Here is a 23,038-nt window from a genome sequence, read left to right as displayed (position 1 = left end):
ACGGCCTCGACAAGCGCCTCGCGCACGCCGTCCACCGCCTGTTCGGGCGCGAGCGGCGGCGCGGCGACGGCGAGTGAGGCGGGTGGTTCGTAGGAGGAGATCTGGTGAGTGCCGGCACGCAGGACGAGGGCGTGGCCGGGCGGTACGCGGCGCACCCCTTCGTACGGTGTGCCGGTGCCGGTGGCCTCGGGCGCGTCGGGGCAGGCGAGGAGGGCGGCGAGGTGGCCGATGTCGAGGTCGGCCTCGACGAGGTCGGCGAGCGGGAGGGCGGCGGTGGCGAAGGCGGTGCCGCCGTTCCAGGGGGTGTGGAAGACGGGGCGGGCGCCGGCGAGGTCACCGGTGACGGTGAGGCGCCGTCCGATCTGTGCGACGGCGGTGTAGCTCCCGGGCCAGGCGGTGAAATGCCGCAGTGCGCCCCCGCGCGCCGCGAGGAGACCGACGCGCAGTTGGTCGTCGGTGGCGCCGCAGACGCCGAAGACGGCGAGGCGGGTCCGCGGGTCGGCCTGGACGACGCGGATCTCGTCGGGACGCCAGTCGCCGACCGCCCACAGGGGATCGGGTCCGCCCCACAGGAGTTGGGCGCCCACGGGCACGACGGCGGGGTCCGCGTGCGCGGCGTCCGGTCCCGTGGTGGCACTGCTCCACCCCACCAGCCAGCGCATTCCGCCTCCACGCGTCCCCGCCCACCGGGAGGGCCGACCGGTGCCCCGTCCGGCGGATTGCCCGGCTTCCACCGTTCCGTCGTGCGGACCATGCTGCCATGTCAGGGGCGTGCGGGAGGTGTTGGGCACGGCGGGGCGCGCGACCGGGCGCACAAGGAGGCGTGCGCGGAGGGAGGCCGTCCGCTCGGCCCGGTGGCGGGTCGCGACGTCGGATGGCGGAATTCCGCCGCACGTCACTATTCAGCCATTTTTCGGTTCCCGCTCTCCCATGAACGGGCCAACTGGCCCGCGTCCGGCGGGAGATAGGGGAACGCGTTCCGGCGGTACGGCGGCGGCAGATCGCGGGCGACGGTCCGGGAGGCGGGCTGCGCCTCCCGGACCGGACCGTCACCCGCGGGGAATGAGGTGACGGTGTCCCCCAGCCCACTGAATCCTGTGCAGCGGGCCGACCCACGCAGGACTCATCGAAGCGTCAGCCGAACGGAGCGGCCAGCGCGCACACGTGGGCGCACGGCAACACGTACCCGGAGCACATGACCCGCCCCGCCCCCCTGCGTGAACATGAATCTCGCCATCCGGGACACCAACCCTTAACGGTCGGGATGCGCCGAACTACTCTGGGTGGACGCATGCTCCGGGGAACCGGGGAGGCTGTCGCTGTGTCGAGGGGTGCGCATGTCCAGGGATATACGCGGGCCGAACGAGAAGCTCGGCACCGTTCTCGCCCTCGCGGGTATCAGCAACGCCGGACTGGCGCGCCGGGTCAACGACCTCGGCGCGCAGCGCGGACTGACGCTTCGTTACGACAAGACGTCGGTCGCCCGCTGGGTCTCGAAGGGGATGGTGCCGCAGGGAGCCGCGCCGCACCTGATCGCGTCCGCGATCGGGAGCAAGCTCGGCCGGCCGGTGCCGCTCCACGAGATCGGTCTCGGTGATGCCGACCCGGCGCCCGAGGTCGGACTGGCGTTCCCGCGCGATGTCGGGGCCGCCGTACGGTCCGCGACCGATTTGTACCGCCTGGATCTGGCCGGACGGCGGGCCGGCGGAGGCGGCATCTGGCAGAGCCTGGCCGGATCGTTCGCCGTCAGCGCGTACGCCACCCCCGCCTCCCGTTGGCTGATATCCCCGGCCGACACCTCCGTGGCGCGTGAGGCGTCGGAGGCGCGGGAGAAGGACGCGGCCGTGGGCGGCCCGGACCCCGCGGTGCCGCAGCACGTCGGGCACAGTGACGTCACCAAGCTGCGCGAGGCCGCGGAGGACGCCCGCCGCTGGGACTCCAAGTACGGCGGCGGTGACTGGCGTTCGTCCATGGTGCCGGAGTGCCTGCGGGTGGACGCGGCCCCGCTGCTGCTCGCCTCGTACAGCGACGAGGTGGGGCGCGCCCTCTTCGGCGCGACGTCCGAACTGACCCGGCTCGCCGGGTGGATGGCCTTCGACACCGGCCAGCAGGAGGCGGCGCAGCGGTACTACATCCAGGCACTGCGGCTCGCCCGCGCCGCCGCCGATGTCCCGTTGGGCGGCTATGTCCTGGCGTCCATGTCGCTCCAGGCCACCTACCGCGGCTTCGCCGACGAGGGCGTCGACCTCGCGCAGGCCGCCCTGGAACGCAACCGCGGCCTGGCGACCGCCCGCACGATGAGCTTCTTCCGCCTGGTGGAGGCGCGCGCCCAGGCGAAGGCCGGCGAGGCGCGGGCGTGCGAGGGGGCGCTCAAGGCCGCCGAGGGCTGGCTGGAGCGCTCGCGCTCCGGGGATTCCGACCCGTCCTGGCTCGACTTCTACTCCTACGAGCGGTTCGCCGCCGACGCCGCCGAGTGCTACCGGGACCTGCGGCTGCCGCGCCAGGTCCGCCGCTTCACCGAGCAGGCGCTGTCCCGTCCGACCGAGGAGTTCGTCCGCTCGCACGGCCTGCGCCTGGTCGTCTCCGCCGTGGCCGAACTGGAGTCGGGAAACCTCGACGCGGCGTGCGCGGCGGGTGCCCGCGCGGTCGAGGTCGCCGGCCGCATCTCGTCGGCCCGCACCACCGAGTACGTCCGCGATCTCCTGCACCGCCTGGAGCCGTACGGCAACGAACCGCGGGTCGTGGAACTGCGCGAGCGCGCCCGGCCGTTGCTGGCCGCGCCGGCCTGACCGGCCGCGGGTGCCGTCCTCGTCGCCGGTGATTGTCAGTGGCGGGCGTCATGATGGGGTAGACCGTCGACGTCGAGGTGCGGCCGGGTGGCCGCGTGGTCGGGGAGGTGCGGTGGTGGCGTACGACTGCGATGTCCTGGTGATCGGGGCCGGCATCGTCGGGCTCTCCACGGCCTGGGCGCTCACCCGTGACGCCCCCGGCACCCGGGTCGTGGTGCTGGAGAAGGAGGCGGGCCCGGCGCGCCACCAGACCGGACGCAACAGCGGCGTGATCCACAGCGGCATCTACTACCCGCCGGGGTCGCTGAAGGCCCGCTTCGCGCTCCAGGGCTCGGCGGAGATGGTCGCGTTCTGCGCGGAGCACGGCATTCCGCACGAGGTCACCGGCAAGCTGATCGTCGCCACCCACCGTGGTGAGCTGCCCCGGCTGCACGCCCTGATCCAACGCGGCCGCGAACACGGCCTGCCCGTAAGGGAGCTGGGCCCCGCCCAGCTGGCCGCGTACGAGCCGGAGGTCCGGGGCCTGGCCGCCATTCATGTCGGCACGACGGGGGTGTGCGACTTCGCCGCGGTCGCCCGCCGGCTCGCGGAGCTGGGCGGGGAGGCGGGCGTCCGGGTCGTCCCCGGCGCGGAGGTCACCGTCATCGGCCGCCGTCCCGGGCGCGTCGCGGTGCGGACGGCGGACGGCACGGTGTTCCGGGCCCGCGCGCTGGTCAACTGCGCCGGGCTGCACAGCGACCGTCTCGCCCGGCTCGCGGGGGACGATCCGGGGATGCGGATCATCCCGTTCCGCGGCGAGTTCCACACCCTGGCCCCCGAGCGCGCCTTCCTCGTCCGCGGCCTGGTCTACCCGGTGCCCGACCCGGCGTTCCCGTTCCTCGGCGTGCATCTCACCCGCGGGATCGACGGCGCCGTCCACATCGGCCCCAACGCCGTCCCGGCCCTGGCCCGCGAGGGCTACACCTGGCACGACGTGAGCCCCACCGACCTCGCGGGCACCCTCAGATACTCCGGCACCCGGCGGCTGGCCCGCCACCACTGGCGCTACGGCGCCGGCGAGATCCACCGCTCCCTCTCCCGCCACGCCTTCACCACCGCCGTCCGCCGTCTGCTGCCCGCCGTCCGCGACGAGGACCTGCGCCCCGCCCCGTCCGGCGTCCGCGCCCAGGCCGTCCTCCCCGACGGCACCCTCGTCGACGACTTCCTCCTCACCGAGACCCCCGGCATGATCCACGTCCTCAACGCCCCGTCCCCGGCGGCGACGGCGTCCCTGCCGATCGGACGGGAGATCGCGCGGAGGGTGAGGAGGATGGTGGGGGTGTGAGGGGTGGTTTCGTTGTGGTGGGGCTCGATGGCGTCTTTGGTGCGCGTACCGGGCCGTGTGCCGTTTGTGGTCGGCCCGCGGCCGACCGTCCTCCGGTGGGCCCCGGCCTCGGCTGCTCCCGTCCGTTTGCGAGCCGCCCGTAGAATCACCCCACTGTGTCCGAGAACCCCCGCACCCCCGAGACCCCCGCCACCGAGTCCGGCGCTTCCGCGGCCGATGCCACGAAGTCCCAGGTCACGGGCGCCTCTGCCGCCTCCCGTCGTGGTGGGCCCATGTTCCCCGACGGGACGGGTCCCGCTGCCGACCCGGCCGGTTCGCACCATGAGCGGCGCATCCGGTCGTTCCAGCCGCGCCGCAGCCGGGTGTCGCCGAGCCAGGCCGACGCGCTGCGTCGCCTGTGGCCCAAGTGGGGGCTGGACATCGACGGGCTGTCCCGGGTCGACCTCGACGCGATGTTCGACGGCCTCCCGGTCGTCCTGGAGATCGGGTTCGGCATGGGCGACGCCACCGCCCAGATGGCCGCCGACGACCCGGACACCGGCATCCTCGCCTGCGACGTCCACACCCCCGGCCAGGGCAATCTGCTCGCCCTCGCCGAACGGAACGGCCTGACCAACATCCGGGTGGCCAATGGCGACGCGATCATCCTGCTGCGCGAAATGCTCGCCCCCGGCTCCCTCGCCGGCCTGCGCGTCTACTTTCCGGACCCCTGGCCCAAGAAGCGCCACCACAAGCGCCGCCTGATCCAGCCCGATTTCCTCTCCCTCGCCGTCACCCGCCTCGCACCGGGCGCCCTCGTCCACTGCGCGACCGACTGGGAACCGTACGCCGAGCAGATGCTGGACGTCCTCACCGCCGAACCGGCCCTGGAGAACCTCTACCCGTCGTACGCGCCCCGGCCCGCCTTCCGCCCTCTCACCAAGTTCGAGGGGCAGGGGCTGGACAAGGGGCACGTTGTCCGTGACCTGCTGTTTCGCAGGGTGTGACCGGTCCGGCCTCCGTCTGATACCTGCTCCCCAGGGGACGGTTCCCCGGCCCGGGGAGGTGGCCGGCGGTGGCGCCGCGCCTGTGACGGCACCCTGCTGAGGACGGGCGGGACGGATGGCCCGTGAGCCCTCCTGCCCGATCTTCGCCCGCCGCGCATAGCGAGTCCCCGGTCCGAGGAGCCCATCGGCGACGGCGCCACGCCTGCGACGATGCCTCGGGGCCCGGCCTCTCCCCACCGCCCATGACGAGCCCCGGCCCGGGGAACCTGCCGACGACGGCGCCACATCTGTGACAGCGCCCCGCCGAGAGCAGGCGTGATGGGCACCCCACGGGCCCTCCTGCTCGATCTCCGTCCGCCACCCAGGACGGCGCCCCGCCCCGAGGAGCCCGCCGACGACGTCACACCTGTGAAGCAGGGCAAGGGACGACCCGCGACCTCCCGCCCCCGCCCCGTCCCGCGCACTCACCGCTTACCCGTCGCACAGCGGTGGCACAGCCCCACATGACCGCCTCGGAGCCGACCGCGTGCGCCCCGCGGTGGTCGGCGCACCACCCCAGTGCACCAAGTGCCCGTACGCCACCCCCGTGCGCCCCGCGCTACGGCCTGCCCGGCCTCGCGACTCGGCCCGGTCGCTGCCCTCTCGTTAGGGTCGATGGGTGCGTCCGTCCGCTTCGTCCCCGATACCGCCGCCTTCTCCCCCGCCCTGCCGCCGCTCGTACGGCTGCGCCTACGAAGCGGGCGCGGCCGGGCGGCGTGCGCCCTGGTACGGCGGGACCGTCCGGACCGCCGCGCTGGTCGTGCTGCTCGCGCTCTCGGGTGCGGGCATCCTCGTACTGATCGGCCGGCAGACGGGTGCCGAGGGCTTCTTCGTGGGGCTCGGGCTCGCCGCGTTCCCCGTACCGCTGCTGATCGCGGCATTCGGCCTGCTGGACCGCGGTGGGCCGGGTCCGAGGCGCCACCTCGTGTTCGCCTTCGCCTGGGGTGCCTGTGCGGCCACGCTGGTCGCCCTGCTCGCCCACGACGCGGTGGCCGCGGCGCTGGCCGCCCGGCCGCGTTCGGGCACCGAGGCGTGGGACGCCACCGTGATCGCGCCGGCCGTCGAGGAACCGGCCAAGGCCGCCGCACTGCTCCTCCTCCACCGCTTCCGCCGCCGCAGCCTCGGCGGCATCACGGACGGCATCGTCATCGCCGGCATCACCGCCACCGGTCTCGCCTTCACCGAGAACGTGCTGCTCCTGGGCAGCGCCTTCGGCCAGGACCGTTCCCTGGGCCACTCGGGGCTGGACTCCCTCACCGCGGGCACCTTCTTCGTCCGCGCCATCGCGACCCCGTTCGCCCACCCCCTCTTCACGGCGCTCACCGGCCTGGCCTTCGGCATCGCGGCCACCGGCCGCCCCCACCGCCGCCCCGCCCGCGCCGGAATCGTCCTCCTGGGCCTGCTCACCGCCGTCCTGCTGCACGCCGTCTGGAACGGCGCGTCCTCCCTGGACGACGCCGCTTTCCTGGCCGTCTACGGGTTCTTCATGGTGCCGCTGTTCCTCGGCCTGACCTGGTTCGCACTCTGGGCCCGCCGCCAGGAACTGCTGTCCCTCCCCCACTACCTCTCCCCGTACATCACCACCGGCTGGCTCACCCCCACCGAACCCACCGCCCTCGCCTCCCTCAAAACCCGCTCCCTGGCCCGCACCCTCGCCCGCCACACCCACGGCCCCGCCGCCGCCCGCTCCGTCACCCGCTACGCCACCCTCGCCACCGCCCTCTCCCACCACCGCCGCCACGCCCACCTCAACGGCCCCACCCCCGACTTCCACACCCACGAAGCCGCCCTCCTCCAATCCCTCTGGCACCACAAACCCCGGGCCGAACCCGCGCTCCTGCATGCGGTGGGGGTGGTGTGTGGGAGTGAAAGGGGAGAACAGAGTGCCCAGCGGGCTCAAAAGGAAGGCTGAGGTGTCCAGAGGCGTGAACACGGGGCAATACTGGCTCCTTGCGCCCGGGTCTCCGGCGCACCCGCTCCCGCAGCTCGGAGGTAGCCCGTATGCCGTCGCAGGACCAGGCCGCCGCAAGCCAGATCGCCGCGTCCGCTCACCCTGCGGACGCGGGAGTCGCTGCTGTCGCTGACTGGTTCCGGTCCCAGCCGGACTGGGAGAGCCGGTTCGGCGACAGCATCCGGCAGGCGATCGACGAGGTACTGGACGGGCAGCGCACCGGGCGCTTCGACATCACCGCTAAGAGCGTCGCCAGCACAGAGAAGACCTATCTGGGCACGAAGACAGAGATCATCGTGCGCTCCGCCTTCGGACTCCAGCACGGGGCGGAAATGGACTACAAGGTTGCGGGACACGAGGTCGACGCCAAGTGGACCGTAAGGAACAACTGGACCATCCCCAAAGAGGCAGACGGGCACATATGCCTCCTCATGACCGCCGATGACCGCAAATCAGCGTTCCGGGTGGGGCTGCTGCGGATCAAGGACTCCTACCTGAACACCGGAGAGAACCGCGACAAGAAGCGGTCGCTGTCCGCCGCTGGCAGGGACGCGATCACCTGGTTGGTCCCCAGCGGAGCGCTCCCGGCGAACACTCTCCTGGGGCTTCCTGCAAACGACCGGTCCGCCGTGCTCTCAAGCCACAGCGGCCAAGCCCGGGTCAATGAACTCTTCCGCCGGGTGCAGGGGAGAATCGTAAACAGGAGCACGGTGCTGACCGTCGCACGTCAGGATGACGGCCCCAAGCGGGTCCGGGACGCGCGGAAGGCTCTCCGGGAAGAAGGAATCGTTGTGCTCGGGCACCAGGGCAGTCATCCGGGGATCGCCCGGACACTGGGACTCCCCATACCTGGCAAGGGCTCCTGGGTAGCCGCGCGCCTCACCGAAGCACCAGGTACAGGCCCTCAGCAGGTCGCAGCCATCGGGCACCGCCGCTACACGCTTGCCACGGCTGACGCGGCCCCGTGCGTCCTCCCCGCCACCTACTGATCCGCCGCCCCGAGAGACAGACATGGGACACACAGAGGACTGGACTCCCCCCGAGGGCTCCTGGGCGTCCTCGCCAGCTAACCGCCGCAATATGCAGGCCATCCGCAACCGCGACACGAAGCCGGAGCGGCTGATCCGGCAGCTGGTGCACGCGCAGGGCCTGCGCTACCGCGTATGCGCCCGGCCGCTGGCGGACCTGCGCCGTACAGCCGACATGGTCTTCCGGCCCGCGAAGGTGGCCGTCTTCATCGACGGCTGTTACTGGCACGGCTGCCCCGAGCACTACGTGAGCCCGAAGACCAATCCCGGCTACTGGTCAGACAAGGTCAGCAGAAACGTCGCACGTGACCGGGACACGGACCAGCGTCTCGCAGAAGCAGGCTGGACCGTGCTGCGTTTCTGGGAGCATGAGTCACCGGATACCTGCGCCCTCCAGATCGCGGCCACTGTCAGCAGGCTCCGGTCGCTGAAGCGCTGACTGTTCCGGAAGAACAGCAGCGGCGCTTTCCACCTGCCCGGGCAGCAGAGCCTCGCCTTCGGCGCTCACATGCCTGTCCGTGTCCTTGCGCTGTCCCGCTTCCAGGGCCTTGGCGATCTGCTCGCCGATAGCCTGCGCGACGGGCGGCGGGAAGGCATTTCCCACCTGCCGGTAGGCGGCCGTCTTCCGTCCCGAGAACTTCCAGCTCTCCGGAAAGCCCTGGATGATCGCGGCCTGCTGGACCGTGAGCTTCGGCCCGAGCGGCTCGCCTGTCCGCTTGTCCCGGCTGTAGAGATCCCTGTCCGGGTCCTTCATCTCGCTCGGCGCGTTGGCTACCCCCATGCCATCAACCCCGAGCTTGCGCCATGCCTGCTTCGCGCGGGTGGGCCCGAGGTCGGCACCGCCGTGCTTCTTCGAGCCACCGACGAGAGTCGGTGCGACATCGGTGTTCGCCTTCTCGTACCAGCGGTCGAAAGCTTCTTTGCCCTCCGGCGTGTCGCCGAAGCGCTCCCACATCGACTTCTCAAGAGCCTCAGCGACAGTGACGATCTTGTCGCCTGGCACGGGCCAGACGAAGTGCTCGGCGAACTGGGGACGCATCGCCACGAGGATGGCCCGGGGGCGGAGCTGGGGCACCCCGAATCGGCATGCCTCGATCAATTGCCAACCGCAGCTCTGGTAGCCCGCTTCCTTCAGCCGTCGGAGGATGTAATCCTCGCGATACGACCTGAACTTCTCGTCCAGCAGGCCACGGACATTCTCGATCATCACGGCCTTGGGCTTGAGAGCATCGACGAGGTTGAGCATGTACGGGAACAGATCGCGCTCGTCGTCCTTCCCCAGCTGCTTCCCCGCTGCCGAGAACGGCGGGCACGGAACGCCGCCAGCCAAGAGATCCAGCACACCTGGCTCCAAGCACAGCTCACTGGCCTCGAAGGCCGTCAGATCCCGGGGGAGAACCTTGCAGTCCCCCCAGCCGTTCTCCTTCGTGACGTTGAGACGGAGGGTGTCGCAGGCGTGCTCGTCGATCTCGATCAGCGCATGGTGACGGAACTTCGCCATATGCAGCCCGAGCGCCTGCCCGCCGGCTCCCGCGCAGATCTCGACTGATGTGAAACGGAACTCGGAGTGGGACATGCACCCTCCTTCGGACTCGCTGCGGCGGACACCTCGTGCAATCCGCCCTCACAGAGGGTGACAGACCCCACTGACATTCAGCCTCCAGTGTGCGGCACGCCGCGGCCACCGCTGGCCACTCCGCACCTGTCAGCAAACGTCCATACGATATTGCCCCGACGCCCTCCTCGTCCCCCGAGCCCCGTGGGCGCCCGCTCCGTTACGGCCGTGATGCGCCCACGAGTCCCGCTACCGCCGCGAGACGGTGTCCATATGACGCAGCAGGGCCTGGATGTCGCCTTCGTCCATGCCTCCCGCGACGGACGGCTCTTCTTGGAGATCAGCAAGCTGGTGGACCTCCGGGTCGTCCAGCACACGGCCCATGAAGTCCAGCTTGGTCTCCATCCGGTCGGCGACTACCTCATCGATCGTGCCCGAAGCGGCCAGCACCGTGACCCGCGTCTCCGTCCCGGGCTCCAGCCCCAGGCGGTGAATACGGTCCAGGCTCTGCAGGAACCGTCCGGCCATGAAGTCGCGGTCGATATACACAGCGTCATGGCAGTCGCGGTGCAGGCTGATGCCTTCGCCGAGGGTCGCCGGATTGGAGAGCAAGACCATACAGTCCGGGTCGTCCCTGAACCGTCTGATCTGTTCCTCACGGTCAGGCGTTCCGCCGTGGACCACCGCGGGCCGGTACGGGGCGAAGAGCCTCTCCATCGTGGTGATGCTCCGCACAAACGTCGTCCATACCAGCGTCTTGCGCCCGCGTTCCGCGTTCTCAGCCAGGATGCCGAGCGCCTCCGCGTACTTGGGGGACAGCTCGTAGTCCGGCAGGTTCTGCAGAAGCGTGTACAGCGGATCGTTGTGCGGGATGTCCAGCGGCGGCAGCTGGTAGGTCAGCGGTTCGTACTTGCTGGTGCCTTCCGTCAGCAGGGCAGGGCTGGTGGCGGCCATGAGAAGCCGGAGCAGTGCCTTGCCCAGGGCGTCGAAATCGGCCCGGGACGCCTCGGCCCGTACGGTGAAGCGCCCGACGAGCGCATCGTAGATTTCACGGTGCAGGGGCGGCAGGTCCACGTACCGGATACGGGTCTCCATGGGCGGGAGTCCCAGTTCCCGCTTGGTGGTCCGGGTGAAAAGCGGGCGCAGCATCTTGCTCGCATGCGCAAGATCACCGCCGTCCACTGCCGTGGTCACGGCCCTGCGGCCATGGCCCGGCCAGACAAAGGACAGCAGATTCTCCAAGTCCCTGGCTCCGTTGGGCGCCGGCGTTCCCGTGAGTATGAGACGGCGGTGGCAGAGCGGGCCCAGCGCCATGCAGGCGCTCCCGTAGATGCCCTGTGCGCCGAGCTTCATGCGGTGCGCCTCGTCCAGAATGACCATGGCTGGCGCGGCACGCAGCCAGGTGCTCAGGGCAGGGAGAGCACGGTCAAGACGCTCGTAGTTCACGATCTGGAGTTCGGCGCCGAGGTCGGGCGACTTGTCCATCACGCCCCCGGCCAAGGGCTGGTGGAAACACGCGGCGTTCTCCTGCGCCCATGACTCGTACGCCGACTTCGGGCTGACGACGAGGAGCCGCCGGGCTTCCCCCCGTTCCCTGAGTGCTGCGTAGACGGCAAGCCCCACACGGGTCTTTCCGGCGCCGGGCACGCTGAAGCTCGCCCCATGCCGCATCGAGAGCAGGTGCGCTATATCCCGGCGCTGGAACGGCGTGAGACCCGCGCGCCAGCCGCCCCCGAGCCGGTCCTCGACCTGGTCGGCGGAGACCGCTGCCGCGGGTGCTTCTCCTCGCAGCGCTTGTTCCGCTGCCTCGGCGTCGTCCAGTACGCCGCCGACGAGGGTGGAGAGTGCCTCTTCCCATTCCACCTCAGTGGAAGGCCATGCCACCAAGGCGTCGAGACCTACGAGAAAATCGTCAAGCCCGAGTTCGAGGGCCAACTGCCCCCGCTGACCTCCCGCCGGGAAGCGGGCTGCTAGCTGCGCCAGGTCGCTCTGATACGGCTCGCTCGCTCGCAGGACGACTTTCGTACGGGTGATGTCGAAGCCGATGCGCAGCGACGGTTCCTGTCCCCCGCTCACTCATTCCCCCTGGCGCAGCGCATCGAGCAGCCATGCGACCCCGTCGCCGGGCTCAGGGATGCTCTTCGCTGACTCCGTAGCCAGCTTGCCGAGCACGGACTTGAGCTTCAGCACCGCCTCGTCGAACGTTTCCTCGTCCAGGCTGCGGGAAGCGCGGGCCATCACCAGGTCGGTGACGCACTGCTCGATGTCCTGGCAGGCATCGTAAATACGGTCCGGCGCGGCCTGCTTCCGCTTGCGGATACGGGCGTCCTTGCCCGCCGGCACCAGCGCGCTCTCCATTGCTTCCCTGGCCGCAGTGAAGATGCCAGCAGCCTCCGCTGTCTGGGCCGTCGTGGCCCCCTCGGCGGCGACCTCGACGGCTTTAGCCTTGAGCACGACGTTGGTCAGCGACTCGGCGGCGGCGACCTGCCGGCTCGGGCCCTTCACCGTCCGGCCAAGACCAGGTATGGCGACTGCCCCAGGTGCCTCGGGAAGGGCGGCCTTCAGGAATTCAGGGAGCCGCCGGTCGAGGTAGCGTTCCACGAAGTCCGGCTCGATAAGGCGGACGTCCGTCTTGGAGAAGCCGAGGACCATGGCGGTGAGCCGGGTCTCCTTCATGGCATCCGCGCTGTCCTTGCTGACAGCCGCCTGCTTGACGTAGCGCCGGTGCAGCTCGCGGAGCTTCTCCTGGTGCTGTTCGAAGTCCATGAGCCGGAGCTGCATGCCTCCGTCACGGCTCCGCTCGACCAGATCCCTGAGACAGGCGAGAACCCACAGGTCTTGCTCGCACGTCGCCTTCCTGACCCTGAAGTCCCTGGCGATGTCTTCGACCTTCCGGCCGAAGCTGTGCTGTTCCTCCATGGCTAGCAGCCGGTTGATGTAGGAGTACTCGCGCCGGCGGTCCAAGCGGAGCTGGAGCGATAGCTCGACGGCGCTGATGTCGTCCCATGTGCAGGACTCCGGCAGCACACCGACGCGGATGTACGGGACGCCCGCGTCCTTCAGGGCTGCCCGGCGGGTATTGCCGTTGACCAGGACGCCGTCCCAGGTAATGAGCCCGGGCTCGTTCTGGCCGTAGTCCCGGAGATTCTCCGCCAGCGCCTCGAAGTCCGGGTCCTTGCGCGAAGGGTCGGACGGCAGGGCCTTCAGGAGATGGTGCAGATATGCCTGGCTCTCGTCGGACCACGGATCGCGCATCAGCTCCTGGTCTCTGGCCGGGTCGTGACTGCGCTGGGCCCGGATACGGTGCGTTCCAGGGTTGTAGTAGAGGTCATCGACCGGCATGTCGATGACCTCTACGTGCTTCGGCTGACCGCGCCATTCAACCGTGAGGGTCTCCCTGGCCCCGGGCGTCTGCTCCGCGTCCTTCAGCCGTTCCCGGACCCGTACCTGGTTCTCCTCCGCCCTTGGCGGCCTTCCGAAGTCGCTGCTCATCTCACTCACCCTTGGTTCACTACGGTCTGGGCACTGCACTACGCCGGCGCACGCGACGCCTCATTATCAGAACCCGGCGGAAGGCGGCCTCAGCGCGTCCCGCACCTGCTCGCGGGATGCCTCCGGGAGGGACCGGAAATCAGCCCAGAGCTGTTCCAGACCGCTGAACTCACGCCGGTCCTCTGCCATCCAGCCGGCGAAGACGCGCGACTCCAGCGCCCCCAGACGCTGTGCTCGCGCGAGCACGTCTCCGGCATCGGCGACGAGCGAACGGCCACCGACCCGGCACCGCTTGCACTCCGTGACAAGTTCCACGCTGACCGACCCGTCGGCGCGCTTGACCTGCCGGCGGGCGATGTCCAGCTGCGCCGCCTCGTACGTGCCGGCGTAGACCTCACCCGCCGAGATGCCGCAGGAACGGCACAGATGACCATCCCGCTGGAAGATCTCGCGCCGCTGCGTCGCGGTGACGGGTGCCGTTGTCTTGGTACGGCCCTGACCCGGCTCCCAGACCGGCTCCCCCTTCTGGACGAAACGCTGCTCGTGCGCGTCGAGACCGGGGTCTTCACGGTTCGTGTCGATCCTCCAGCCGTGATCACGGAGATCACGCATACGCCGGTCGATCTGCGCCACGCCGGGGAATGCCTCCCGCAGCGCCGCCTTCGTGAAGACGTTTCCCTCTCCGACTTCCGTCACCAGCCAAAGCGCGGCGCGCTTCTTCGTGCCGAGCTTCTCGTCCCGCCAAGAGGGCAAGTCCATCCCCGTTCCCCTTCTGGTCATCCGCACAGAAAACGCGGGAGGGGCCCTCGTTAGTGAACCGTAAAACGGCTCGGCCAGCACAAGGATCTTCCCGCGCTTCAAAGGTAACCGGCCAGCGAAAGGAGGCAAGAAGTTTTCCGCACCCACGTGTTCAGCAGAAGATGAACACGACTTCGTTGACAGACGGCGGACCTTGCTTTACGGCTTGAGCCGCCGTTCGACCGGAAGCCCTGCACCCGGGGTGGCGATATGCCGGATATGCGCAAAGATGTGCCGTCTCGCGCAGGAGGATTCACACCTCCCCGCAGGGAGGAACCCGCGGGGAGGAAAGATCAGCGCTGCTTGGCCGCCCCGCCTTCCAGTGGTGACCGGCAGCCTCTCCGCCCGGCCAGTTCCGGGCCCCTGATAAGGACTGCCGCCGCTTCGGCGCAAGGGGACCGGCAACCGCGCGCCGCCGCCGGTCGCGCTGCCAACCCCCTCTCCGGGCCCGCCGCCACGCAGAGGCAGACAGCCAACGTGAACAAAAAACCGGCCGATGGGAATTTTTCGCGCCACAATCCGGGAGGGCTTTATCACGAGGGCAGGGAAACGTAAAGAGCAAACCCGCGTCGCGGTATACATTTCTTCATAAACAGAAAAGCTTGAGGAAGATCGCGAGCACGGTCTACTCTTCTGAGTCCGCGCCCAGAACGGCCTGGCCTTCACCGGACGGTAATACCTTCCCGAGAAGCCCAGACCGGCTTTGTGGACGACAGGACCAGAAGAACTCCCGACCATCCCAGCACCGGAGGCTCTCGTTGCCTGCACCCGGGCGGATTACCGCCAAAATCCCTGAAGATGTCCCGTCTGATGTGCGCAGACTTGCCGAGCTCATACGCAGCCTGTGCTCGGCCGCCCGTAACGAGCTGGGAAGCCAGGCGGAGATCGCGCGACACATACTCGTGGCGCCCTCGGCGCTCTCCAGCTACGCAAAAGGAACCTCCGTCCCCCCAGAGGACGCCATGGAGCGCCTCTGGATAACGGCATACGAAAGCAACGCCTCGGACGCCGGCAGTCTCCCTTCACTGGAGCATGCCTTGCTCGTACGGCACCAGGCGGAGCTGTCCCGTCGCGGGCTGGAGGACTCCGGGGTGATCCGCCGGGCCACCACCACTCTGGCCCTTCTGCAGAAGGAGGGGCGTATCCGTCCTACGGTCAGCGCCGAAGCCGATGACGCGCTGCGCCACCTCCAATCTGGCCGCCACTCTGAAGCCTTCACCCTGTTCTGGAACATCGGCCGTACCCAGTCACCACTGGAGATCCGTGACGCCGTGGCCGCCTATCGCATGGCAGGCCGCGCAGACGCGGCCCTGGCCGTACTGAACGGTGCTGGGGAGCGCTCTCCGGAGGACGTACTCCGGATCGCCGCCGCCTTCCACTCGGTCTCGCGGCACGAAGACGCAGCCGCGGTGGTGGAAACCTCCCTGAGCCATACCAGCTGAGCAGCCAGGTTGGCGCGGTTGGCGGCACATCGCCGCCCCGCCCACAGGATCTTCCCAAGAGACGAAAGAAGGACGCCGTGAACTCTCTTCCCGACAACTGGCTCAGCGAGCACACGACCACCATCAACATCCGCCGGACGGTACGGAACTACCGGGACGGGCACCAGACCGTCGAGACCGAGGGCACCTTCCGGTCCGAGGAGTGTTGTGCTCCGGGCCATGACACCGCGGAAGGCTCGGAGCGGTGATCATCCTCCGCTCCGGACCGCCCCGTGGCTGCCCGCCACCCGGGCGTACGCTCGCGTAACCAGTGAAGAAAATCAGCAAGGAGGTTGTAGCGATGATGGCGAAGGTTCCGGGTGCTGTGGTGGCGGCTGGTGGGCTGGTCGGGGGTTATGGGGTGGCTCGGTGGACGAAGAAGCGGCCGTTGGGTGGGGTGGCGTTGGCGGCGGCTGGGGTGGTTGCGGCCAAGGGGTGGCAGGAGAAGGCCGGGGGGAAGACGGCGGCGGTGCTGAGTGGTGTGTATGTGGCCGCGTTTGCCGGGTCGCATCCGTTGGCGAAGAAGATCGGGGCGTGGCCGTCGGTGTTCGCTGTTGCTGGTGGGATGGCGCTGGCGTCGTGGGCGTTGGCGGATCGGCGGGGGTAATGGGGCGCGCATGAGAGGGCGGCGGGCTGCTCGGGTGGCCGGCGGCGGCTGATGTGGGTGCGGTCTCGTCAGCAGGCGTGGCGGCAGGGGCCGTGCGGTGGGGCGTCGTGGGCCGGCCGTAGTGCCCGTTGGGACGTACGGGGTGCGGCCGGCCCGGGGGCGGGTCAGGCTGAGGCGTTGGTGAGGAGGGTGAGGTCGTCGTGGGTGAGGGTGAGGTCGGTGACGGCGAGGAGCGCGGGGAGTTGGGTGACCGTGCGGGCGCTGGCGATGGGAGCGACGACCGTGGGGCGGGAGGCGAGCCAGGCCAGGGAGACGGTGGCGACCTCTGCGTCGTGGGCGCGGGCGACCTGGTCGAGAGCGGTGAGGATCTTCTGGCCGCGCTCGGTCGACAGGTATGCGGCGGCAGTGTCGGAGCGGGCGCTGTCCACGGAGGCGCCCGGTCGGTACTTGCCGGTGAGGAAGCCGGAGGCGAGGGCGTAGTAGGGGACGGCGGCCAGGCCGTGGCGGGCGGCCACGTCGGCGAGTTCGCCCTCGTAGGTGTCGCGGGACACCAGGTTGTAGTGGGGCTGGAGTGCCACGTAACGGGCCAGGCCCTCGCGGGCGGAGAACGCCAGTGACTCCTCCAGTCGCCGCGCGGAGATGTTGGAGGCGGCGATCTCGCGGACCTTGCCGGCCCGGACGAGGTCGTCGAGCGCGGTGAGGAACTCCGAGACCTCGACCGATTCGTCGTCGTAGTGGGTGTAGTAGAGGTCGATGTGGTCCGTGCGCAGACGGGTCAGCGACTTTTCGACGGCCTTCTTGATCGTGGCGGCGGAGAGGCCCTTGAGGTCGGGGTGGGCGCCGACCTTGGTGGCGATGACGACATCGTCGCGGTTGCGGCGCGCGGCCATCCAGTTGCCGAGGACGGTCTCGGACTCACCGCCCTTGTTGCCGGGCACCCACGCCGAGTAGATGTCGGCGGTGTCGATGAAGTTGCCACCACCTGCCACGTACGCGTCGAGTACGGCGAACGACTCGGCCTCGTCCGCGGTCCAGCCGAACACATTGCCGCCGAGGCAGAGCGGGGAGACGGAGAGCGAGCCGAGAGGCTTGTGTGTCGCAGTCATGTGAGCGTGGAACGTTGGCGGGGAGGGGGGTATTCCGGGGGGTGGTGGGGTGAGAGGGGGTGGTGGTCGAGGGTCGGGTGTGCGTGAGGTCGATCGGCTCTGTGGGGCCTGGCGAGCGTGGCGTCCGTCAGGACGACCTTCCCAGCAAGCACTCGAAACACCCACTGATCACTAATCGTCACCGCTTCACGGAAGTCATGCCAGAACCGTGAGCGTCGATGAAGCCGCGCCATGAAGGCCGGGGTCAGATGTGGGCGCCGTGGTGGTGGAGCCAGGGGAGGGGGTCGGTGGGGGCGCCGCCGTTCGGCCTGATCTCCAGGTGGAGGTGAGGGCCGGTGACGTTGCCGGTGGCGCCCACGCGGGCGATGACGTCGCCGGTGTTGACCCGTCCCGAGGTCCTGGCCAGGGACGACAGGTGGCAGAACCAGAGTTCTGTGCCGTCGTCGAGGGTCAGGACGAGGCGGTAGCCGTAGGGGCCCGTCCAGCCGGCGTCGGTGATCGTGCCGGAGTGGACGGCCTTGACGGGGGTGCCGGGCGGGGCGGCGAAGTCCTGGCCGGTGTGGTGCGCGGTCCAGCGGTCGCCGGCGCGGCCGAAGCCCGTGGTGAGGAGGGAGGAGGTCAGGGGGGCGATGTAGTCCGGTTTGTCCGTCGTCGGCCGGCCGGTGGTCGGTGCGTTCGGGGTTGGTGCGGGAGCGGCCGACGCGGGCGTGGTCGGTGCCGTTGCCGCGTTCTGGTGGGCGGGAACCGTGTGCGGATGCGCGGTCTTGGCGGCGGTGGCCCGGGTGCCGGGAGTGGTTCCTTCCGGGTGCCCTGCGGTCGTGATGTCAGGGGTGCTCGCCTCGTCCCGGGGGGCGGCTGCGGTTTCCGGCGTGTGGCCGGTGGCGGTCCCGTGTGAGGCGGTTGCGGGCCTGGTGGTCCCGCGCCCGGTGGTCGGGGTGATCCGCTGGTCGGTCGGCGTGGCCTCGCCCGTACGCGTGGTGGCATCGGCCCGGTGGGGGGTGCGCGGGGCCCGGTCGGGAGCGTGAGGAACCTGGTCGGACGAGCCCTCAGCCCGGTCGGGAGTGCCCGGAGCCCGGTCGGGGACGTGCGGGAGCTGGTCGGACGCGCCCGCATCCCGGTCGGGGACGTGCGGGAGCTGGTCGGACGATTCCGACGCCCGGTCAGGGACGTGCAGGGTCTGGCCGGATGAGCCCGAAGCCCGCTCAGGAGCGTGCGGGCCCTGGTCGTCGTGCTGTCGGGGGTCGGCCTGCTGGAGGATGCGGCTGCGCAGGGCCTCGCCCGCGCCTCCGGCGGCGTCGCTCGGCGCGTCCTCGGTGGACGGGTGGACGGCCGTGCGCGGGGACGGCGTGGCCTTCGGGGTGCCGGTGGCGTACCGGACGAAGGACGGGCGCACACTGCCGGGGGCGGTGGTCCCCTGCGGGGCGCCAGACGGATGCGAGGAGCCGGAGCCCTGTGGGGCGTCGGAGCCTTCCGAAGAACCGGGTCCCTGCGGAGAGCTGGAGCCTTGCGCGGCAGAAGCGGAAGCGGCGGTCGGTGTCGGGTTTCCGGTGTGGGTGCCCGCCAGGCGTTCGGCGCCGGTGGCGGCCGTCGTGGGTGGGAGGGCGTCGGTGGTGTCGTCGGCCAGGCCGGCGGGGTCGGGCATCGAGATCGGGGCCGGCGGCCTGCCCTCGGCCGCGGCCATGCCGCTCGCGCCGACCGCCGCGATCATGCCGGCGCCCAGGACCGTACCGCCGCGCGCGAGTCCCCCGGCGCGCGGCCGGATCACGCGATGCCTGCCACGGAACGGGCGGGCCGCCGCATCGGCGAGAGACTCGTCCTCCACCGGGACGTCGGCGGGACGGTCCCCGGCGGGGGCTCCACCGGGAGTACGCGCTTCCGCGTCATCGGTCCCGGCAGCACCGCCCTGCCCCGCGATGCCGTCGCGCTCCGCAACGGCATCGCACCCCACAGGTTCGTCGTGCCCCACAAGGCCCCCGTGCCGACCTGCGCTCCCGTCAAACTCCCGAGCAGGCACCACACCTGCTCCCCCATCGCGCCCCAAACCTCCACCAAGCCCGGCGGCACCACCACCCCCTACGCCCGCACCAAGCCCAGAAGCACCACTGCCCCCCGCACCCCGCCCGAACCACGAAGCACTGCCGCCCCTCGCGGCTCCACCAGCCCCACCGGCCCAAGCAGCACCACCGCTCCCGGCCGCCCCCGGCATCGTCCCCCGCCTCTCCACCGCGAGGTAGTACGCGGGAACGAGCCCCGGGACGGAGGCTTCAGGGGTGTGGGGGGAGTTGTAGGGGGCGGGACGAGGGTTGTGGGAGGCCACGGGGGCGCACTCCTTTCCTTCCTTCTCGCCTACCGGGTTAGCTGACGGGTTCGGAGCAGGAAGGTCTCCTACGGACACCCCTGGCGGGAGGTGTCCGATTCACCCCAAGAAGGTGGTTCCCCGGTTCCCTGGGCGCGGTGTGGCGCGGCGGGCGGTGCGACGTGCGGTGGCGGTGTGCCGGACGTGCCTCGTGTGCGCTTGCGGGATTCGGCGTCGGCGCACGGTGCCGCCTCCTGCGACGGCTGGACGACCGCGCTCCGTTATCGGACAGTAATAGAGACGACGGACGTTTTCCAAGCGTTCCCAGGAATCGGCACAGGTTCCGAAAAAAGCTCCGGCCAGGACTTATCGCCCCACCGTCCCACCGGAGCCGGTGGGGTGACAGCGCGTCGCCATCCCGTACAGAACTGACCGTGTGTCAGTTGTTATACGGAGGGGTACCCTTTCCCCCACAGAGCGTCAAGGCAGTAACGTCTGATCATGGTCGTCGACGTCGTCAACAACGCGCGGGCAGTGGCGGATCGCTATCGGGACTTCTCCTGGTGGCAGGCGAGGGGACGGTGCGACGCCCACGAGGAGCTGGCCGCGCGCATCAGCCAGGACCAGGAGTTCTGCGAACTGCTCGCGGGTTCGCTGCCGCCCGGCCCCAAGCAGCAGCCGAATCTGCTGCTCGCCGCCGTCCGCTATCTCGACGGACCGCACGCCGACCAGGGGCCGCGCGGTGACGCCGCGTACCGGCGGTGGCGCGAGTGGGCGATCCGGCACTGGGACGAGGTCCGTTCGGTCGTCATGAGCCGCTCCACCCAGACCAACGAACCCGCCCGCTGCGCCGTCCTGCTCCCCCTCCTCGCCCGTCTGCCGCAGCCGCTCGCCCTCCTGGAGGTCGGCGCTTCGGCGGGACTCTGCCTGCATCCCGACCGGTACGGCTACCGGTACGTGGACGGCGACGGGCGGCGGCACGCCGCGCCCGGAGCGCCGGACGCCCCGGTGACGTTCACCTGCCGGACGAGCCGGGAACCGGGGCTCGCGGGCGCCGGCACGGCCCCGCCCACCCGGCTCCCCGAGATCGTCTGGCGGGCGGGCATCGACCTCGGCCCGCTGGACCCGGCCGGCGAGCCCGACGATCTCCGGTGGCTCCAGGCCCTGGTCTGGCCGGGCATGACGGAGCGGGCCCGGCATCTGACGGCGGCCGTGGACGCGGTGCGGGCGGCGCCCCGCCCCCGCGTCGTCCGCGGGGACCTGCTCGACGAGCTGCCCGCGCTGGCCGCCGAGGCGCCGCGCGGGGCGACGCTGGTCGTGTTCCACTCGGCCGTGCTGGCGTATCTGCCGCCGGACCGCCGCGAGAAGTTCGCGGGTCTCGTGCGGACGCTGCTCGCCGACCGGCCGCGGCCCGGTCACTGGATCGCGCACGAGCACGCCTCCGTCCTGCCGTGGCTGACCACCCCGGAGAGCGCGGTGCTGCGGCCGGAGGAGCGGGAGGCGCTGTTCACGCTCGCGCTGGACGGGCGTCCGGTGGCGCTCACCGGGCCGCACGGGCAGAGCCTGCACTGGCTGGCGGACGCCCAGGGGGCGTGAGGGGGGCTCACTCCCGCATCGGCCGCCGCACCGCCAGCAGGGCCATGTCGTCCGACGGCGCCCCGCGAGTGTGGCGTGCGACGTCGGCCGTCAGGTCGTCCAGCAGGCGCTCCGGGTCGCGGTAGCGGTGGCCGCGGAGGCGGGTGGCCGGGTCGTAGAAGGTGCCGGAGGGGTCGCGGGCCTCGGTCAGGCCGTCCGTGAAGAGGAGCAGGAGGGAGCCGGCGGGGAAGAACGTCTCGTCGGCGCCCGCCTCCCGCTCCGCCACGTCGCGCAGGCCCAGCGGCAGCGCGTACGCCGACGGGGACAGGGTGCGCAGGCCGCCGTCCGGGGCGAGCAGCAGCGGGGCGGGGTGGCCGCGGTTGAGGAGGCGCAGGGCGGTGTGCCGGCCGGGCGGGATCTCGGCGAGCAGGGCCGTGATGAACTCCTCGGAGCGGTCCGGCCCCTCCCGGCGGCCACTCTCCCTTTCCAGGGCGCGCTCCAGCCGGGCCGCCACGCCTTCCAGGGTGGCCTCCTGCTCCGCCGCCTCCCGGAACGCCCCGATAGCGATCACCACGGTCTCCACGGCCTCCATCCCCTTGCCCCGCACATCGCCGACGATCAGCCGGACGCCGTACGGGGTGTCCTGGACGGCGTAGAGATCACCGCCGATCCGCGCGCCGGCGTGCGCCGCGACATAACGGGCCGCTACGGCGAGCCCGCCGATCCGGCGGGGCGGGGCGGGCAGCAGGGCGCGCTGGGCGGCCTCCGCGACCGTGCGGACGGACGCGAGCCGGGCGTCCGAGCGCCGTACGACCTGGTTGATGCCGAGCGCGAGGACGGAAACGACGAAGACGGTGGTGACCTCGGTGACCGCCTCGAAGACGTCCTCGGGACCGTGGTACGACACGACCCACAGTTCGCCCGCGACGGCGGTGGCCGCCGTGACGGTCGTGGTGCGCAGCGAGTAGAGGGGCGCGGCGACCAGGGGCGCGGCGGCGAAGAACGGCGAGGCGGTGTAGCGGGTCGGCGTCGCGAGGTCGAAGAGGAGCCCCGCGACGATCAAGGCCGTGGGCAGCCAGCGCGCCGCCCGGCGGCTGACGGGCGACAGTTGCGCGCGCCGCTCCCGCCGTTCCTGGTCACCACCGGCGCCTCCGTCACCACGGCGCTTCCGCACCTGTCTCTCTCCCACTCCCCCGCCACTTCCGTACCCGGACACACACACGGCACGCCGGTCCGCCCGACCGCCCCGCGCACCTCGACCTCCCCAGGCTTTCCGTTACGGGTGCGCACGGCGAGCCGTCGGGGGCCGGACGGGGCACGAGGGGCGGGTGGGGCGGTTTCCCGGATATCCGTCGCGGCGGGGAGGAAGGAAGGGGAACGCCGCCGTGGGTGCAGGAAAGCGGGAGAAAGCCCGGAGAACGGGGCTGTCGTCTCTTCGCGGCGGTGCGGTGGAGGGGCCGGTCGAGGGGAATTCGCGGCGTCTTCCGGGGGATTACGGGGAAGGCCGTCGGTGAATTCCTTGCCGCCACTCGCGCTCGCTCGCGCGAAAGCAGAAACCTCGGCCGCAAGAACTCGGACGGAGAAGGGAAGCGCGAGGAGAAAACGCCGGAGCGGTGCCCGAGCAGGCCCCGCCCGTCGGTATCGGTGAGCGGGCCCGGAGGGGAGGGAGGCGGGCGTCGGCGGGGGAACGACGCGACGCCCGGGCCGGGTGTGCCGGACGGGGCGCCGTGACCACGTGGGCGGGTGTCCTCCGCCGCGTGTCAGGTGGGCCATCAGGGGCTCGAACCCTGAACCAATGGATTAAAAGTCCACTGCTCTGCCAATTGAGCTAATGGCCCGTGCCCCCGCAGCATAGCCGCAGAACGCTCGTCGGCTCCGGGCCACCGGCACACGGAGGCGGCATCGGGCCCGTGGGCGGGGGTGGACGGCGCGGGTCGCGGGGTGGGCGCCACGGGCGTGCCTCCGGCCGTCGCCCTCCCCGGCGCCCGCTCTGACCTGTGGTGACGACGGA

18 protein-coding genes, 1 tRNA gene and 1 riboswitch are annotated in these 23,038 nt (G+C 70.8%); of the genes, 10 read left to right on the top strand and 9 right to left on the bottom strand.

Annotated elements, in window-relative coordinates; all coding sequences use genetic code 11:
- Positions 1 to 662, bottom strand: a 662-nt coding sequence (locus AC51EU_RS11845; protein ID WP_496266797.1) for a macrolactam cyclase family protein, incomplete at its 3' end; no start/stop codon positions are given.
- Positions 663 to 1,337: 675 nt separating this feature from the next.
- Here AC51EU_RS11845 and AC51EU_RS11840 point away from each other — a divergent pair.
- The 6 genes from AC51EU_RS11840 to AC51EU_RS11815 all read left to right on the top strand — a co-directional run bounded on the left by AC51EU_RS11840 (position 1,338) and on the right by AC51EU_RS11815 (position 8,556).
- Positions 1,338 to 2,789, top strand: a complete 1,452-nt coding sequence (locus AC51EU_RS11840; RefSeq protein ID WP_496266796.1) for an NsdA family TPR-like regulatory protein — start codon at positions 1,338 to 1,340, stop codon at positions 2,787 to 2,789.
- A gap of 112 nt (positions 2,790 to 2,901) precedes the next feature.
- A complete protein-coding gene (gene lhgO, locus AC51EU_RS11835) occupies positions 2,902 to 4,113 on the top strand; it encodes an L-2-hydroxyglutarate oxidase (protein ID WP_496266795.1) in 1,212 nt (403 codons plus the stop codon).
- A gap of 155 nt (positions 4,114 to 4,268) precedes the next feature.
- Positions 4,269 to 5,099 (top strand): tRNA (guanosine(46)-N7)-methyltransferase TrmB, encoded by an 831-nt coding sequence (gene trmB / locus AC51EU_RS11830; RefSeq protein ID WP_496266794.1) that lies wholly within the window; start codon positions 4,269 to 4,271, stop codon positions 5,097 to 5,099.
- Positions 5,100 to 5,757: 658 nt separating this feature from the next.
- Positions 5,758 to 7,050, top strand: a complete 1,293-nt coding sequence (locus AC51EU_RS11825) for a PrsW family intramembrane metalloprotease (RefSeq protein WP_496266793.1) — start codon at positions 5,758 to 5,760, stop codon at positions 7,048 to 7,050.
- Positions 7,051 to 7,139: 89 nt separating this feature from the next.
- Positions 7,140 to 8,078, top strand: coding sequence for a NaeI family type II restriction endonuclease (locus AC51EU_RS11820; RefSeq protein WP_496266792.1), 939 nt, complete (start codon positions 7,140 to 7,142; stop codon positions 8,076 to 8,078).
- Between the two features lie 22 nt (positions 8,079 to 8,100).
- A complete protein-coding gene (locus AC51EU_RS11815; RefSeq protein WP_496266791.1) occupies positions 8,101 to 8,556 on the top strand; it encodes a very short patch repair endonuclease in 456 nt (151 codons plus the stop codon).
- Here AC51EU_RS11815 and AC51EU_RS11810 read toward each other — a convergent pair.
- The 4 genes from AC51EU_RS11810 to AC51EU_RS11795 form a co-directional block, all read right to left on the bottom strand.
- Complete coding sequence (locus AC51EU_RS11810; RefSeq protein ID WP_496266790.1) at positions 8,491 to 9,693, bottom strand: DNA cytosine methyltransferase; 1,203 nt, start codon at positions 9,691 to 9,693, stop codon at positions 8,491 to 8,493. The genes AC51EU_RS11815 and AC51EU_RS11810 overlap by 66 nt on opposite strands.
- Positions 9,694 to 9,921: 228 nt before the next feature.
- Positions 9,922 to 11,748, bottom strand: coding sequence for a DEAD/DEAH box helicase (locus tag AC51EU_RS11805; RefSeq protein ID WP_496266789.1), 1,827 nt, complete (start codon positions 11,746 to 11,748; stop codon positions 9,922 to 9,924).
- Positions 11,749 to 13,164, bottom strand: coding sequence for a transcriptional regulator (locus AC51EU_RS11800; protein ID WP_496266788.1), 1,416 nt, complete (start codon positions 13,162 to 13,164; stop codon positions 11,749 to 11,751). It lies immediately after the preceding gene.
- Positions 13,165 to 13,230: 66 nt separating this feature from the next.
- Positions 13,231 to 13,923, bottom strand: coding sequence for a KpnI family restriction enzyme N-terminal domain-containing protein (locus AC51EU_RS11795; protein ID WP_496266787.1), 693 nt, complete (start codon positions 13,921 to 13,923; stop codon positions 13,231 to 13,233).
- 1,001 nt (positions 13,924 to 14,924) lie between these two features.
- Between AC51EU_RS11795 and AC51EU_RS11790 the strand changes: the two genes are divergently transcribed.
- From AC51EU_RS11790 to AC51EU_RS11780, 3 genes are all read left to right on the top strand, one after another.
- On the top strand, positions 14,925 to 15,404 hold the full coding sequence (locus AC51EU_RS11790; protein WP_496266786.1) for a hypothetical protein: 480 nt from the start codon (positions 14,925 to 14,927) through the stop codon (positions 15,402 to 15,404).
- 77 nt (positions 15,405 to 15,481) lie between these two features.
- Entirely contained in the window at positions 15,482 to 15,652 is a 171-nt protein-coding gene (locus AC51EU_RS11785) for a hypothetical protein (protein WP_496266785.1), read from the top strand.
- Positions 15,653 to 15,747: 95 nt separating this feature from the next.
- Positions 15,748 to 16,050 (top strand): hypothetical protein, encoded by a 303-nt coding sequence (locus tag AC51EU_RS11780; RefSeq protein WP_496266798.1) that lies wholly within the window; start codon positions 15,748 to 15,750, stop codon positions 16,048 to 16,050.
- 164 nt (positions 16,051 to 16,214) lie between these two features.
- On the opposite strand, the gene AC51EU_RS11775 is transcribed toward AC51EU_RS11780, so the two are convergent.
- Both AC51EU_RS11775 and AC51EU_RS11770 read right to left on the bottom strand, forming a co-directional pair.
- The gene (locus tag AC51EU_RS11775) at positions 16,215 to 17,156 is read right to left on the bottom strand and encodes an aldo/keto reductase (RefSeq protein WP_496266784.1); all 942 of its coding nucleotides are present in this window, start codon (positions 17,154 to 17,156) and stop codon (positions 16,215 to 16,217) included.
- A 244-nt stretch (positions 17,157 to 17,400) separates the two neighbouring features.
- Complete coding sequence (locus AC51EU_RS11770; protein WP_496266783.1) at positions 17,401 to 18,864, bottom strand: M23 family metallopeptidase; 1,464 nt, start codon at positions 18,862 to 18,864, stop codon at positions 17,401 to 17,403.
- 620 nt (positions 18,865 to 19,484) lie between these two features.
- Positions 19,485 to 19,628: riboswitch (cyclic di-AMP (ydaO/yuaA leader) on the bottom strand.
- A 325-nt stretch (positions 19,629 to 19,953) separates the two neighbouring features.
- Here AC51EU_RS11770 and AC51EU_RS11765 point away from each other — a divergent pair.
- The gene (locus tag AC51EU_RS11765) at positions 19,954 to 21,048 is read left to right on the top strand and encodes a DUF2332 domain-containing protein (RefSeq protein ID WP_496266782.1); all 1,095 of its coding nucleotides are present in this window, start codon (positions 19,954 to 19,956) and stop codon (positions 21,046 to 21,048) included.
- Between the two features lie 7 nt (positions 21,049 to 21,055).
- Here the strand turns inward: AC51EU_RS11765 and AC51EU_RS11760 are convergent, their stop codons facing one another.
- The gene (locus tag AC51EU_RS11760; RefSeq protein WP_496266781.1) at positions 21,056 to 22,201 is read right to left on the bottom strand and encodes a PP2C family protein-serine/threonine phosphatase; all 1,146 of its coding nucleotides are present in this window, start codon (positions 22,199 to 22,201) and stop codon (positions 21,056 to 21,058) included.
- 591 nt (positions 22,202 to 22,792) lie between these two features.
- Positions 22,793 to 22,865: transfer RNA gene (locus AC51EU_RS11755), tRNA-Lys, on the bottom strand.
- Positions 22,866 to 23,038: the final 173 nt, after the last annotated feature.

The organism is Candidatus Streptomyces philanthi (assembly GCF_059553635.1).
Note: the sequence above shows the minus strand (reverse complement) of the source record. Positions and strands in the feature narration are given on the sequence as shown.

Bases quoted from the DNA above. Each gene is read 5' to 3' on its own strand.
- AC51EU_RS11840 (WP_496266796.1), top strand. From the start codon at position 1,338: ATGTCCAGGGATATACGCGGGCCGAACGAGAAGCTCGGCACCGTTCTC.
- AC51EU_RS11820 (WP_496266792.1), top strand. From the start codon at position 7,140: ATGCCGTCGCAGGACCAGGCCGCCGCAAGCCAGATCGCCGCGTCCGCT.
- AC51EU_RS11815 (WP_496266791.1), top strand. From the start codon at position 8,101: ATGGGACACACAGAGGACTGGACTCCCCCCGAGGGCTCCTGGGCGTCC.
- AC51EU_RS11810 (WP_496266790.1), bottom strand. From the start codon at position 9,693: ATGTCCCACTCCGAGTTCCGTTTCACATCAGTCGAGATCTGCGCGGGA.
- AC51EU_RS11800 (WP_496266788.1), bottom strand. From the start codon at position 13,164: ATGAGCAGCGACTTCGGAAGGCCGCCAAGGGCGGAGGAGAACCAGGTA.
- AC51EU_RS11795 (WP_496266787.1), bottom strand. From the start codon at position 13,923: ATGGACTTGCCCTCTTGGCGGGACGAGAAGCTCGGCACGAAGAAGCGC.
- AC51EU_RS11790 (WP_496266786.1), top strand. From the start codon at position 14,925: ATGGAGCGCCTCTGGATAACGGCATACGAAAGCAACGCCTCGGACGCC.
- AC51EU_RS11780 (WP_496266798.1), top strand. From the start codon at position 15,748: ATGGCGAAGGTTCCGGGTGCTGTGGTGGCGGCTGGTGGGCTGGTCGGG.
- AC51EU_RS11775 (WP_496266784.1), bottom strand. From the start codon at position 17,156: ATGACTGCGACACACAAGCCTCTCGGCTCGCTCTCCGTCTCCCCGCTC.
- AC51EU_RS11770 (WP_496266783.1), bottom strand. From the start codon at position 18,864: ATGATCGCGGCGGTCGGCGCGAGCGGCATGGCCGCGGCCGAGGGCAGG.
- AC51EU_RS11765 (WP_496266782.1), top strand. From the start codon at position 19,954: ATGGTCGTCGACGTCGTCAACAACGCGCGGGCAGTGGCGGATCGCTAT.